This is a genomic window from Aeromonas sp. SrichE-2G (genome assembly GCF_017939565.1).
Taxonomy (GTDB): Bacteria; Pseudomonadota; Gammaproteobacteria; order Enterobacterales; family Aeromonadaceae; genus Aeromonas; species Aeromonas taiwanensis.
The window spans coordinates 317,036-331,683 of the sequence record NZ_JAGKRG010000053.1; the positions used below are offsets into that span (position 1 = coordinate 317,036).

The following is a 14,648-nucleotide window of genomic DNA, read 5'->3' on the forward strand; positions in this document are numbered from 1 at the left end:
AAGGAGAGTTCAGGCTTTGAAAACCACCATCAAGCTCGTCTCGGCCACCGTATTGCTGGCATTGGCCGCCCCCACCCTGGCAGCGAAGGGAGGCACCCAGGATTTCCTGGATGCGCTGCGCAACTTCGAGTCGGGGATCAACCCGGCCCTGGCCGATTTCTATCTGCAAAACCTCGACAATCCCGTCTACACCTATGCGCAGGTGACGGCACCGGGCCGACTGGTGAGAGACTGCTCCACCGGCACCATGCTCTCGGAGCCGACCACCATCAGCGGCTTCTTCAACAAGCTGGGGATTGGCAATCTTTATAACTCAGCGACTCCGAACGATGCGGCCATGTTCAGGAAGATGCAGTACAGCTCCACCAATGCCTGGGGTTTCATCGGCTATCAGCTGGGGGAGGCCGTACTGATCGACGCGGGCTATTACAGTCCGAAGCAAGTGACCCTGGATGGCAAGGAGTACGACAGCTTCTACATGTTCGTACCCGACGCCACTTGGGCGGGTTGCAAGACCGAGGCCTTGGCAGAGATTGAGGGCTCAGGCGGCAACAAGGTCTATGTAACCGACGTCAACCGCTGGCAGGGGACCTTCGTCGGCAAGAATGGCATCCACTCCCTCGCGGATCTGCGCTTGCCCGAGAAGCAGGAACTGGTGATGCGCGACGCCATGCACTTCAACTATCAGGTGATCAGCAAGCTACTCAAGGACGCCAACATGACCTGGGCCCAGGCCCTGGCCAAGAGTTGGCCTGACAAGGATGACAACGGTCAGCCTGTCCAGGTGAGGGCGACCATGTCCGGTATCCTGGCGGCGGCACATCTGCGCGGTGCCTGGGGAGCGGCGGCGTTGCTCACCAAGGACCAGATCACCTGCGATGAGCTCGGCACCTGCATTACCAAGTACGTCCACAAGTTTGGCGATTACAACAATCTGTTTGACACCCCGGGGGACAGCGTGACCCAGGGCTCGCCCTATGATGAGGTGTTGATGGCTGGCTGGGGCAACGACATTGTCATCACCGGCGGCGGCAAGGATCAGCTCCTGCTCAACGAGCAGGCCAACGGCCTGACCACGATCAATGACTTCACCGTGGGCGAGGATCTCATCGTGCTGCGCGGCTGGAGCCTGGCAGATCCCTTGGCCGATCTGGTGATCGCCGACGTGGCAGGCGGCACCGAGCTGCAGTTTGCCGGTCAACGGGTACTGCTCAAGGGGGTAGGCGCTGCCTCGGTACAGGCCAACCCGGCCGCCGTCATCACCAAGTCCGACATCTACACCCTGGCCTGGAACTCGGGCAAGCAGGTGGTGCAGGGCTTCGATCCTGCGGTGGACAAGATTGCGGGGAGTGCGGGCATCGGCTTCAAGCATCTCAAGGCCTACGAGACCGCCACCTCAGTGGTGATAGGCCCGCAGGCGGAGGATGGTGGTATCTACTCCTCCTTCGAACTGACCGGACTGAGCCTCGGCGACCTGCGCCCCGAGATGTTCACCAATGTCACCGGCAGCTATAATCGGCTCGGTTACATAGTGCCGCTCAGCTCGCTCAACTGGGGTTGGAATATGACACTCGTGGTCAACCGCTTCGATCCGGCGAAGACCGTCATCACTACCCCGAGCAACCAGCCGGTGCCCTTCTCCGGCATCAAGTTGAGCCAGGAGGGGGGCGATGTTGTCATTAGCCTGGTGGAGCCCTATGCCAAGGGGGACAACAAACAGATAGTGTTGAGGAACACCCTGGTGGAGAGCCTGACGGCCGCCAACTTCGCGGGATTCAGTGGAAGCTATAGCGAAGTGACCATCGATATCCCGGTCTTCTTCGACATCAGCGTGACCATAGGGAGCGGGGGATCTATCTCACCGGCGCCGATGGGCGGCGTGCTGAAAGCCAGGGGCGGTAGTGACTTCACCGTCAATCTGGTACCGGACGCGGGGTTCAAGGTGAAATCCCTGGTCGTGGATGGAGTTGCCAAGGCGGTGGCGGCAAGCTACACCTTCAGGGCCCTGAGCGGAGCTCATAGCCTGTCGGCCAGCTTCGAGCAGGGCAGCAGCTGCCCGGCAAGCTGGAGCAGTGGCGCCGTCTATACCACAGGCAATCAAGTGACCTATAACGGCAACATCTACGAGGCCAAGTGGTGGAACAGCGGCAATCTGCCAAGTGGCGGAGACCCCTGGAAACTCATCGGTCCCTGCAGTTAAGCCGCAGGCTGGAAAAGTATCACAATCAGGCCCCATGAGGGGCCTGTTTCATTGGGAGAGCAGTTGCCTCCCGATCTCCTGGATGACGGGCACGACGGAGAGCGCCAGCAGGGTGGCCATGACCAGGTTGAAGCGGCGGCGGGCAAGGGGGCTCGCCAGCCAGCGCCTGAGCAGGGCGCCGCACAGGAGCCAGAGTCCGACGCTCGGGAACGAGACGATGAAGAAGGTCAGGGCGATGGTCAGGTTCTGCTGGTGGAACCCGGCTCCCGCGCTGGTGAAGGCGGCGATGGCGCCGGTGGCGACCACCCAGGCCTTGGCATTGACCCACTGGAACAGGGCGCCCTTGAAGAAACCGAGGGGGCGGGCCTGAGTGCTCCCCGTCACCTCGCCCGCCGAACGGGCGATGAGCCAGGCCAGATAGAGCAGGTAGAGGGGGCCCGCGTACTTGATGAAGAGGTGCAGTCCGGGGAAGAGGGTAAAGAGCTGGCCGAAGCCGAGGCCCACGAGCAACAGCATCAGGGTGAAGCCGACGCAGATCCCCATGAGCAGCGGCAGGCTCTTCCTGACCCCGAAGTTGGCACCGGCGCTCATCACCATGATGTTGTTCGGCCCCGGGGTGACCGATGCCGAGATGGCAAAGAGCACCACGGCATAGAGATAGTCCATAAGGTTCCTCGGGGTGACAGTCCGTTGTCTTCCCTATATTGGGGAAGTCTCTGTGCTTTCAAGGCGCGGGCGGGGACGAAAAAAAACAGGCCCCATGACGGGGCCTGTGCAAGAGGGCGGGATCAGGCGGAGGGATTCTCCGCCGGCGGCAGGGCCGGACGGGACTCCACCTTCTGCTCTTCTCCCTGCATGTTCTTGATGTAGACGTCCATCTGGTTGAACGCGATCTCGATGCCGTGCTCGCGGAACAGCACGTCGATGCGGCGGTTCAGCTCGTCGATGGCCGGGTTGCGATCCCCCAGTTCGCTCACGAAGAAGCGCAGCTCGTGATCCAGGGTGCTGGCGCCGAAGGTGAGGAAGTAGACGATGGGTTCGGGATCCTTCAGGACCCGGCTGTTCTCCATGGCGGCCTGATTGAGCAGCTTGCGGGTCAGCTCCAGATCCGAGCCATAGGCTACCCCGACCTTCACGATGACACGGGTAATGGTGTCACTCAGGGACCAGTTGATCAGCCTCTCCGTCATCAATTGCTGGTTCGGGATGATCACTTCCTTGCGGTCGAAGTCGGTCAGGGTGGTGGCGCGGATGCGGATCTTGGAGACGGTGCCCGAGAAGGTGCCGATGGTGACGGTGTCACCGATCCGTACCGGACGCTCGAACAGGATGATGATGCCCGAGACGAAGTTGGAGAGGATCTCCTTCATGCCAAAACCGATACCGACGGACAGACCCCCCGCAACCCACTGCAGCTTGTCCCACTGGACGCCCATCATGGAGAGTGCCACCAGGGAGCCGACACCGATCAGTACATAGTTGAGCATGGTGGTGATGGCGTAGGCGGTGCCCTGGGCCAGGTTCAGCCTGGACAGCACCAGCACCTCCAGCAGACCCGGCAGGTTGCGGGCCAGGGACAGGGCGCCCCCCAGCAGGAGGAGACCGATCAGCACGTCGCTCAGGCTGATGGGGAAGAGGACGGCGTTGGCCCCGGTCCCTTCGCTCTTGTGCCACAGCACCATGCTGTCGAGGTAGGAGAAGATCGCCACCAGATCGGACCAGAGCCAGTAGAAGGCGACGCCGAACACCAGCAGCAGCATGATGCGGGTCAGGCGCAGGGACTGCTGGCTGACCTCTTCCAGATCCATGGGCTGCTCTTCGATGGTTTCGCCACCCTCTGCATCCTCCTGACTCTTGTGCTCGCGCTTGGCCACCGCACGGCGGTAGGCGAGGCGACGGGCCGCGAGCTCAAGACCACGCAGGGCAGTGCGATAGACCAGGCCCCAGATGATGAGGAGGTAGAAGGACTCGATCAGGCGGCCGGTCAGCTTCAATGCGGTGTAGTAGTAACCCAGGCCGACCAGCACGATGAGCGCCACCGGTGCCAGGGCCAGGGCCATGGCGACGAGGGACTTCTGCATGCTCGCCTCGCCCTTGATGCGGGCGCGGGAGATGGGGAAGATCAGGTAGGCAGTCAGGCCCAGCAGCACCAGGGTCAGCACCTGGCCGATCACGTCGTTGCCAAGGGTGGAGGGTTCCACCACCGCCTTGGTCGAGAGCATGATGAGGGGCAGCAGGGGCAGCCAGAGGTAGCGCATGCTGTTGCGTTTGGCCTGCAACTCGTCACGGGGGATGCGGAAGTGGGTCTCGCCGATGCCACCCGGGCGCATCACCGACAGGTAGACGCTGAACACCAGGTAGCCGAGTGCCAGGTTCAGGGTGATCTGGAAGATGAGACGCGGGCTCAGCAATCCGCAGTAGGTGAGCAGCAGACCGGCGGCCAGGATGAAGAGGCTGCCCGGCAGGCGCTGCAACACGGTATAGAGCAGGGCGCGGGGGGTGTGCCACTGGCTGTCCTGGCGGAAGCGCCCCAGATCCTTGGCGATCCGCTTCTGGCGCTCGAGCAGGGCCGACCGTTTCCACATCAGCAGCCCCCCGATCAACAGCAGCGGCAGGGCGAGCAGGGAGATGGGCAGCAGCATGTCGCCCCAACCGCTCCAGTCAGGTTTGAGGACCCAGTCGGAAGCCTGCTTGTAGGCCAGTGCAGGCCAGCTGAAGAACCACTTGCCGTCGATGGGCTTGTTGCTGCTCACCCAGAAGATGTGCTGTTGCAGGGTGAATTCGATGGAGGCATAGACCCGGGTCAGCTGCTGCTGGGTCAGTTGCAGGCTGATGGCGTTGGTCAGCTGGGCATCCATCTGGCGGTTGAGCTGGTCCAGCAGGCTGACGCGCGTGTCGATCAGCTTGGCCAGGTTTGCCCTGTCCTCCTCGCTCACCGTCTCGCCGCTGCTGGCGATCAGGTTGTCCAGATACAGGTTCTTCTGGAACAGCTGGTCACGCTGCTGACTCAGTTCGAACTGGGCCAGATGCAGGTCGGCGATCTGCTCCTCCAGGTTTTTCACCAGGGTGGAGGGGACGGCTTCCAGCTGCTGGTAGAGCTGGTAGAGGATGCGCGACAGCAGCAGGTTGCCCTTGAGCATCTGCACCTGTTCGTTGAGGTTGCGCTCGGTCTGGGTGCCGCGCTCCAGCCAGCTCTTGGCCTGCAGATTTTTCTGGGCGAGGGAGTTGAGGTTGGTGGTGGCGCTGATGAGCTGCTGGCTGAGCTGGTGGTTGATCTCCTGCTCTTTCTGCACCAGGGGGTTGTCCTCGGTGGCGACCAGCTCACCGGTCTGCTCTGCGGTCTTCTCGGTGTCACCCAGGCGCTTGGCGCTGCTCTGCTCCTGCAGCACCTGGAGTTTCTGCTCTTCGCTCGCGAGGCGCGCCCCCTGGTAGTCGCGCTGCTTGATGGCCAGATCCTGCATGCTGGTGCGGTTGTCCAGCTCCTTCTGCAGGTTGGCCAGCTGCAGATCCAGCAGGGCCAGCTCGGTATTGAGCTTCATCTTCTCGGCGCTGCTTACCCCGTCACCGGCGCTGAGGCGGGTGCGGATCTCCTGGCTGCGCTGGTAGGCCCGGCTCATGCTGGCCTGGGCCCGTTCCGGCAGGGTCTGCAGGCTGGTGAGGCGGCTTGCTATGGCGCCGATGGCTTCCTGGGCCGCCTGCATGTTGGCCAGCACATCGGGCTGACGGCTCTCCAGCTCGTTCAGGCTCATGCTGGCGTATTCGCTCTTCAGCTGTTCCAGGCTCTTGCCCTGGGTCAGGGCATCGAGTTTGGTGCTGATATCCTTGAGCTCGGACGGCAGGGAGCGGATGCGCTCGCTCAGGCTTTTGGCCTTGATCTTCTCCTTGTCGATGCTGTCGAGCAGGGAGAGGGTGTCCGTCAGGAACTTCTGGTCTGCCTGCTGGCTGACGGTCTCCGCCTTGCCGAGGGCATCGATGGCCCGCTGTACGGTGGCGCGCTGAGGCAGCTCTTGCGCCATCGCCGTCGGGGAGCCGAGTGTGATGAGTAAACAGAGCAGCGGCAACAGGGCGGCCGAGGCTCTTTTGAATCGTGTAGAGAACATAAAACGTCCGGGTGTATATGCGAGGTTCGGGTGATTTTCCACCAGGGGAAAATCCGCGTGGATTCTAGCACCGGTACAAGAAGGGCTGCAGGGGGAAAGAGAAAAAAAAACGGCGCCTCGTGGCGCCGTTTCATCGGTTCAGGCGTACTTACAGCACGTGAACGGAGGCGGTGTTGGTGGTACCGCTCGGTACCAGGGCACCGGAGACCATGACAACCACATCACCCTTCACGCCCATGCCGATTTCCAGCGCGGCTTCTTTGCCGATGCGATAGAAATCGTCGGTGGAGGCGATGGAGTCAACCACGTGAGTCACCACACCCTTGGTCAGTACCAGCTGGGCAGCGGTCTTCTTGTTGGTGGTGATGGCCAGGATCCAGGCTTTCGGGAAGTACTTGCGGATGGCCTTGGCAGACTTGCCGCCTTCGGTGGCGACCACGATCAGCGGGGCATCCAGCTTCTCGGAGGTCTCGACCGCGCCTTTACATACCGCTTCGGTGATGCGCAGCTTGTTGCTGTCGTTGGCAGCAGACAGGTTGGACGGCATCACGGAGTCGGTACGCTCGCAGATGGTGGCCATGATGGTCACGGCTTCCAGCGGGTACTTGCCCTTGGCGGATTCGCCGGACAGCATGACCGCATCGGTACCGTCCAGGATGGCGTTGGCCACGTCGCCGGCTTCGGCACGGGTCGGACGCGGGTTCTTGATCATGGAGTCCAGCATCTGGGTCGCGGTGATAACCACTTTACGCGCCTTGTTGCACTTCTCGATGATCATCTTCTGGGCGAAGATAACTTCTTCAACCGGGATTTCCACACCCATGTCGCCACGGGCGACCATGATGCCGTCGGAGACAGCCAGGATCTCGTCGAAGTTGTCCAGGCCTTCCTGGTTTTCGATCTTGGAGATGATCTGGATGTTCTCGCCGCCGTGGGCCTTCAGGTGCTCACGGATTTCCAGCACGTCTTCCTTCTTGCGAATGAAGGAGGCGGCCACGAAGTCGACACCCTGCTCGCAACCGAAGATGAGGTCGCGCTTGTCTTTCTCGGCCAGGGCCGGCAGCTTGATGGAGACGCCGGGCAGGTTGATGCCCTTGTTCTCGCCCAGATCGCCGTTGTTCAGCACTTTACAGATCACTTCGCGCTCGGTGATCTCGATGACGTCCAGACCGATCAGGCCGTCGTCAACCAGGATGCGGTTGCCGACGCGCAGGTCGCTGGCGAAGCCGGCATAGGTGACGGCCACTTTGTCTTTGTTGCCAACCACGGTCTGGTCGGTGGTGAAGGTGAAGGTCTGGCCGGCGACCAGGGAGACGTCGTTGCCGCCTTCCAGCTTGATGGTGCGGATTTCCGGACCCTTGGTGTCCAGCAGGATGGCTGCTTGCTTGCCGGTTTCGGCCATGACAGCGCGCAGGTTGCTGATGCGACCACCGTGCTCGGCGTAATCGCCGTGGGAGAAGTTCAGGCGCATGACGTTCATGCCGGCATCCAGCATCTTGCCCAGCATTTCTTTGGATTCGGTCTTGGGACCGATGGTGCAGACGATTTTGGTCTTTTTCATGTCAGTCTTCATGGTTAAGGAATTTCCGCCGTGCAATATACACCAGTTTTTGGATACTTTTTATGATCCAGAAACAACGTTTTGAGTGAAAACTGCCTCATTTTGAAAGATAACGTTTTCGCTCACTGTTGATTTTACGGGCTAAAATAATTGGTTCCTCCATGTACCGGTTCATTTGGTGCCCACCCTGTGTCCGCTTGGGTGTCGTTCGGATGTTGTTAAATAACCAACATGGTGACATGAGCGACAGGGGCTTCATGGTCGACCGTCACCAAGTGTAGTGGGGGGGCCGTCGGTTGCCAGCACAGGCGACGACAAAGGGGGTCTGCAAAATAACAAGGCGCCGCTGTCACCAGCGGCGCCTTGTCGTTGTCTGGGCGAGTTTAGCCGAAGAACCAGTAGCCGCGGTTGACCAGCCGGGTCAGCAGCTGCAGGAAGCCGGCCTGATCCGCGAGCTCCACCAGCTCATCCTGGGTAATGATGTCCTTGTCGCACAGGAGCGAGATGGCGGCCGGATCCTCGCTCGGCAGGGTCCAGGCCTCGCCGTCGATGTAACAGGTCCGGCTCTCGCCGCTGAACCAGACAGAGCGCAGCCCCGGCACCTTGATGGCGGGCTCGCCCTGGCTCAGCAGGTCGGCCACCTCGTCGGCGCTGTAGTCGGGCTCCATGGGGCTCACGTCCAGATCGTGCTTGGCCTCGGAGATCATGGTGCCAAACCACTCCTTGAACAGGGTCTCGTCGTCCAGAGCCTGCTGCATCAGCTCCCGCAGGCGGTGCAGCTCAAAGGGCTGGATCTCGCCGTGGCGGGCACGGGGCTGGAGGTCGGCATCGCCGTAACGCTCGGTGCGCATCTCGTTGTCGATCAGGTGATCGGCAAAGGAGGAGATAAGCGCTTTTGCGTCAGGCGCGCGGAAGCCCACGGAGAAGTTCAGGGAGGGCTCGATGGCGTAGCCTTCGTGGGGGAATCCGGGCGGAATGTAGAGGATGTCGCCCGGCTCCATGATGACGTCGATGATCGCCTCGAACGGCTCGCAGTGCAGCAGGGCGGCGTGGGCGGCGAACTCGCTGAGCGGCTTGGTATCGCCCACGCGCCAGTGGCGTTTGCCCTGGCCCTGGGTGATGAAGACGTCGTAGTTGTCGATGTGGGGGCCGACGCCGCCATGGGGGGTGGAGAAGCTCACCATCACATCGTCAAAGCGCCAGCCCGGGATGAACTGGAACGGCACCGCCAGCTCGTGCACCTCGGGAACCCAGTGGTTGCAGGCCTGCACCAGCACGGTCCAGTTCTCCTCGCCCAGGTGGTCATAGGATTCGAAGGGGCCGTGGGAGGCTTCCCACTTGTTGTTGAAGCGGGTCACCAGGCGCGATTCAATCACGTCCTCCATGGCCAGCCCCGCCAGCTCATCCGGGCTGATGGGATCCTGAAAGTCGGTGAAACCGCCCTTGATGAGGAGCGGGCGCTTCTGCCAGTAGTGCTCGAGGAAGTGAGCGATATCCAGATTGAGTTGGTACATGGTGCTTCTCGTATCTTGTGAGAGAGGGCTTGCCCAAGGCGGGCTTGGGCAAGGCCACTCGGTTCAACATGGTCCTGACTTGAACATAGTTTTGCCGGTCGAAAATAGCAGGGGCCCTGTGGCAGAGCATGCACAGGGCCCCTGTTCATTGGTTATCAGCTTATTTCAGCAGATCGACCAGACGCTGGGCGTCGCCGATGTAGTTGGCCGGGGTCAGCTTCTTCAGCTCGACTTTCACGGCTTCCGGCAATTCCAGGGTGTCGATAAAGGTACGCATGCCCTCGGCGTCCACGCGGCGGCCACGGGTCAGCTCTTTGAGCTTCTCGTAGGGCTTCTCGATGCCGTAACGGCGCATCACGGTCTGGATGGGCTCGGCCAGCACTTCCCAGTTGGCGTCCAGATCGGCGGCCATGGCATCGGCGTTGGCTTCCAGCTTGGAGATGCCCTTCAGGGTCGCCTGATAGGCAATCAGGGAGTAACCCACCGCCACACCCAGGTTGCGCAGCACGGTCGAGTCGGTCAGATCACGCTGCCAGCGGGAGATGGGCAGTTTGCTCGCCAGGTGCTGGAACACGGCGTTGGCCAGACCCAGATTGCCTTCGGAGTTTTCGAAGTCGATGGGGTTGACCTTGTGCGGCATGGTGGAGGAGCCGATTTCACCGGCGATGGTGCGCTGCTTGAAGTGGCCCAGGGAGATGTAGCCCCACACGTCGCGATCGAAGTCGATCAGGATGGTGTTGAAGCGCGCCATGGCGTCGAACAGCTCGGCGATGTAGTCGTGCGGCTCGATCTGGGTGGTGTAGGGGTTCCAGGTCAGGCCCAGGGAGGTGACGAACTCCTCGGAGAACTGGTGCCAGTCCACTTCCGGATAGGCGCTGAGGTGGGCGTTGTAGTTGCCCACGGCACCGTTGATCTTACCGAGGATCTCGACTGCCATGATCTGCTTGAGCTGGCGCTCCAGACGGTAGGCGACGTTGGCCATCTCCTTGCCCATGGTGCTCGGGGTCGCCGGCTGGCCGTGGGTGCGCGACAGCAGCGGCATGTCGCGGTACTCGACGGCCAGGCGCTTGATTTCGCTGATCAGCTTCTCGCAATAGGGCTTGATGACCTCTTCGCGAGCGGTCTTCAGCATCAGGCCGTGGGAGTTGTTGTTGATGTCTTCGGAGGTGCAGGCGAAGTGGATGAACTCGCTGACGGCGGCAAGCTCGGGGTTCACTTCCACCTTCTCTTTGAGGAAGTACTCCACCGCTTTCACATCATGGTTGGTGGTGCGCTCGATCTGTTTGATGCGGGCGGCGTCGCTCTCGTTGAAGTCGCTGACAATGCCGTCGAGCAGGGCGCTGGCGGCCGCACTCAGGGCAGGGACTTCCGGGATCCCGGCGTGGCTGGCCAGTTTTTGCAACCAGCGAACCTCGACTTCGACGCGAAAACGCAGCAGACCGAATTCAGAGAAGATAGGGCGCAGGGCATCGGCCTTGTCGCCATAACGACCGTCAATCGGGGAAACGGCAGTCAGCGCGGACAGCTCCATGGGGTGAACTCCTGATGATTGGTGTGGGGGATTCGTCGCCTCTCGTGTCTTGGCCGGGTCGTCATCCAGGGGGATGTGCGGCTGTTCACCCTGGTGTCGACCCTGTGCCCGGGCACGAGCGGATATTTAGTAACGTTTGGCCAGCTCCACCATCTTCTTGCGCGCGAAGATGATCTGGGTACGGCTGCCGCCCAGCTGGCGCCACAGCACCACGGCGCGGATGCCGGCCAGCAGCAGGGCGCGCACCTTGTGCTGCACCAGGGGCTGCTGCAGGAACAGCGGGGTACCCGCTACCTGGATGCGCGGCCCGATGGGGCTGATGAGGTCGCTGTAGATGCTCGCCATGTTGGCCAGGATCTGCTCGTCGAGCAGGTCGAAATGCTGTTGCTGGCGGCCGATCTGGCTGATCCGCTCCCCCAGCATGTTGAGAATGTCCTTGCGCTTGGCCAGCTTGCGCTCGAGCGCAATCAGGCTCACCACGTAGCGGGTCAGCTCGGCATTCTTCTGGCTGCCATCGGCACCCAGCTGCTCCACCAGGGCGCGGTAGCCGTCGCGAATGGCGAGGTGGTTGCCGAACACGTCCAGCGGCTGCTTGGGGTCGGTGACCAGGATGCTGGAGAGGCTCTCGCGCAGGGAGGCCTCGTCACAGGTGCCGTCGCGGGCCACCTTCTGCACCAGATAGGCCGCCTGGCAGATGCCGGCGAAGGCCATGGTTCTGTCTTGGAATTTGTCGCTCATATCTTCACAGCCCTGTTCTGTTCATCCGCCGACTGATGGCGCAGTCGGCCAGGATCCGGCCTTGGAATGGGTGGCTCACGCTTGTGGCCTTTTGTTCACGCTTCAAACAGGCGCGAGCCCGTTGGCCGAAGGTGTCTGCCAAGGGCCGCACGTTGCGGCCCTTGTTGCTCATCACACCGGATGGCTGAAACGCTGCTCTATGATGCCGCCACCCAGACACACTTCCCCGTCGTAGAAGACGGCGGACTGGCCCGGGGTCACCGCAGACTGTTTCTCGTCGAAGATGACCCGGATGGTCTCATCGTCGATGGGCTGGATGAGGCAGGGAATGTCCTGCTGGCGGTAACGAGTCTTGACGGTGCAACGGCGCGGCTCGCGAATGGGGGTGCGATCCACCCAATGTAGCTGGCTCGCGATGAGGCCGTCGGAGTAGAGGCGGGGATGCTCCCCTTGCGCCACCACCAGGGTGTTGCGCTCCACCTCTTTGTCCACCACATACCAGGCCTCCTCGGTCGCATCCTTCATGCCGCCGATCCCCAGGCCCTTGCGCTGGCCCAGGGTGTGGTACATCAGACCCTGGTGCTCGCCGATCACCTTGCCATCCACGGTTTCGATGGGGCCGGGCTGGGCGGGCAGGAACTTGGCCAGGAAGTCCTTGAACTTGCGCTCGCCGATGAAGCAGATGCCGGTGGAATCCTTCTTCTTGGCGGTGATGAGATCGAGCTGCTCGGCGATGCGGCGCACCTCGGGCTTCTCCAGATCCCCGACCGGGAACAGGCTCTGACCCACCTGGGTTTCGCTCAGGGTGTAGAGGAAGTAGCTCTGATCCTTGTTGGTATCCAGACCGCGCAGCAGGCGCGGGCGGCCGGTACTGTTGTCACGGCGCACGTAGTGGCCGGTGGCGATGTAGGTGGCCCCCAGCTCTTCGGCGGCAAACTCCAGGAACGCCTTGAACTTGATCTCCTTGTTGCACAGGATATCGGGGTTCGGCGTACGCCCTGCCTTGTACTCTTCCAGGAAGTGCTCGAACACGTTGTCCCAGTACTCGGCGGCGAAGTTGATGGTGTGGAGTTTCATCCCCAGCTTGTCGCAGACGGCCTTGGCATCAGCCAAATCCTGGGCGGCAGAGCAGTACTCGTCCGTGTCGTCTTCTTCCCAGTTCTTCATGAACAAGCCTTCGACCTGATAGCCCTGCTGCTGGAGCAGGTAGGCCGAGACGGAAGAATCCACGCCGCCGGACATGCCGACGATCACCTTGATTTGGCTGTTGTCTGTCATTAGTCGAAGTTACCAGTTCGTTTAAACGGGGCGTATTCTACCAGAGTTTTGCGCCCCCGGTCACATCTCCATGCCGCCTTGCCCATCGGGAGCCTGGCAGCGGGAAATCGTTTTTCTTGTCTCGGCCCCATAGCATCAAAAAGAGCGTCTAATGGCGCTTAAATGAAGGCCTTGAGGGCCGACAGCGGCAAGCGGGTACCGGACAGATAGTCCTGGATGCACTGCCACACCAGGGGGCTGCGCAGGGCCGGCTTGCACTCGGCGATCTCCTCCAGGCTGAGCCAGTGGCAGGCAAGCACGTCGCCGTCGGGATCCTCTGGATGGTGCTGACCCGGCGCCTTTTCAAGGTCGAAGATGACGGCGGTGCGCACAAAGGTGGCCTCGCTGTCCGCCGGCTTGTAGAGATAGACCCCGAGCCAGGCGGTGGGAGGCACGGTGAGCCCCGTCTCCTCTTTCAGCTCGCGGCAGGCGGCCTGGATGAGATCTTCCCCAGGCTCCACATGGCCGGCAGGCTGGTTGAAGCGGCGCCGGCCCGCTATCTCCTCTTCTACCAGCAGGAAGCGTCCCTGCCAGTGCACCACAGCGGCCACGGTGAGGCGGGAGGGAAGGGGGGGATGTTCTATCATAGGGACTCCTTGTCTCGTTGTGCCCGGCCTGTGTGGGGCGCTCGATTCAGCTGCGTTATTTACTGCACGATTGCCAGGCCATGACTGCCCGTTATTCCGAGGGTTTGGTGCGAGCCGGTCGGCGCGCGGTGCCGCGCCCGCCGCTGCGATTGGCCGGGCGCGGACCCGCTTCACTGCTGCCCCGCCCTTGGCGTTGCTCCTGGTGTTGGACGTTACGGCTCGACCGGGCCGCTCGCGGTAGGCTGTTGCTGCCGGCGCCTTGCTGCTTGGCGGATGCGCGCGGCTTGCCGTGCGCAGCAGATTGCCGCGGGGCCGGCGCCAGCTCGGGAGCGGGCAGGGCGCGGCTCTCCCCCGGCGCCAGACCATCGAGGGTCCACTCCCCGATGGCGTAGCGGATTAGGCGCAATGTGGGGTGGCCGATATGGGCGGTCATCCGCCGCACCTGGCGGTTGCGCCCCTCCACAATTTTTATCTCCAGCCAGCAGGTGGGGATCTCCCTGCGCTCGCGAATGGGCGGATTGCGCGGCCACACCGCGGGTTCATCCATGATGCGCGCCCCGGCGGGCAGGGTCATGCCGTCGTTGAGCTCCACTCCGGCGCGCAGGGCGGTCAGTTTCTCCTCGCTCGGCACGCCTTCCACTTGCACCCAGTAGGTCTTGGGGGTCTTCTCCCCCGGCTGGGTGAGTCGCGCCTGCAATTTGCCGTCGTTGGTGAGCAGCAAGAGCCCCTCGCTGTCACGGTCTAGCCGGCCTGCGGCATAGATGCCGGGTTCGGTGATGTAATCCTTGAGTGTCTCGCGACCCGCCTCGTCGGTGAACTGACAGAGCACCATGTAGGGCTTGTTCAGGAGCAGCAGCTTGCGATCGACAGGCGCCGGTGCCGGTTTGCGCTCCTGCTCTCTGGCTGTGCGCGGTTCATCCCTGCGCTGGGCCTGGTGCGGCGTGGCGGCACGTCTGGCCGTGGTGTCGGCATCGGGACGAGAAGAGAGGGAGAGTCGGGGGCGGGCTGATTTCATCGCGTGCATACCAAAAGCAGGGGATGCCGGAGTGTACCACAGGGCGCAGTCGACGGGATGCAGGGTTGAATGAGGCGGGAGAGGG

General features: G+C 62.1%; 10 protein-coding genes. 1 reads left to right on the forward strand and 9 read right to left on the reverse strand.

Translation table 11 applies throughout. The features are described 5' to 3' along the window. Positions 1-16: 16 nt before the first annotated feature. Positions 17-2,200, forward strand: coding sequence for a carbohydrate-binding protein (locus J9885_RS17880; RefSeq protein WP_210550250.1), 2,184 nt, complete (start codon positions 17-19; stop codon positions 2,198-2,200). Positions 2,201-2,248: 48 nt separating this feature from the next. Here J9885_RS17880 and J9885_RS17885 read toward each other — a convergent pair whose 3' ends face one another. The 9 genes from J9885_RS17885 to J9885_RS17925 all read right to left on the reverse strand — a co-directional run bounded on the left by J9885_RS17885 (position 2,249) and on the right by J9885_RS17925 (position 14,572). Then, on the reverse strand, positions 2,249-2,866 hold the full coding sequence (locus tag J9885_RS17885; protein WP_210550251.1) for a LysE family translocator: 618 nt from the start codon (positions 2,864-2,866) through the stop codon (positions 2,249-2,251). A 122-nt stretch (positions 2,867-2,988) separates the two neighbouring features. Further along, positions 2,989-6,300, reverse strand: coding sequence for a mechanosensitive channel MscK (gene mscK, locus J9885_RS17890; protein ID WP_210550252.1), 3,312 nt, complete (start codon positions 6,298-6,300; stop codon positions 2,989-2,991). A gap of 148 nt (positions 6,301-6,448) precedes the next feature. Beyond that, on the reverse strand, positions 6,449-7,861 hold the full coding sequence (pykF, locus tag J9885_RS17895) for a pyruvate kinase PykF (protein ID WP_043759114.1): 1,413 nt from the start codon (positions 7,859-7,861) through the stop codon (positions 6,449-6,451). A gap of 383 nt (positions 7,862-8,244) precedes the next feature. After that, positions 8,245-9,375, reverse strand: a complete 1,131-nt coding sequence (locus J9885_RS17900) for a cupin domain-containing protein (protein WP_210550253.1) — start codon at positions 9,373-9,375, stop codon at positions 8,245-8,247. Between the two features lie 160 nt (positions 9,376-9,535). Then, positions 9,536-10,906 (reverse strand): adenylosuccinate lyase, encoded by a 1,371-nt coding sequence (gene purB, locus J9885_RS17905; RefSeq protein ID WP_210550254.1) that lies wholly within the window; start codon positions 10,904-10,906, stop codon positions 9,536-9,538. 126 nt (positions 10,907-11,032) lie between these two features. Continuing rightward, positions 11,033-11,644 (reverse strand): high frequency lysogenization protein HflD, encoded by a 612-nt coding sequence (gene hflD / locus J9885_RS17910; protein WP_043759119.1) that lies wholly within the window; start codon positions 11,642-11,644, stop codon positions 11,033-11,035. Between the two features lie 171 nt (positions 11,645-11,815). Continuing rightward, positions 11,816-12,922 (reverse strand): tRNA 2-thiouridine(34) synthase MnmA, encoded by a 1,107-nt coding sequence (gene mnmA, locus J9885_RS17915; protein ID WP_210550255.1) that lies wholly within the window; start codon positions 12,920-12,922, stop codon positions 11,816-11,818. Positions 12,923-13,080: 158 nt separating this feature from the next. Next, positions 13,081-13,548, reverse strand: a complete 468-nt coding sequence (locus J9885_RS17920; RefSeq protein WP_210550256.1) for an NUDIX hydrolase — start codon at positions 13,546-13,548, stop codon at positions 13,081-13,083. A 91-nt stretch (positions 13,549-13,639) separates the two neighbouring features. Continuing rightward, positions 13,640-14,572 (reverse strand): pseudouridine synthase, encoded by a 933-nt coding sequence (locus tag J9885_RS17925; RefSeq protein WP_210550257.1) that lies wholly within the window; start codon positions 14,570-14,572, stop codon positions 13,640-13,642. Positions 14,573-14,648 lie beyond the last annotated feature (76 nt).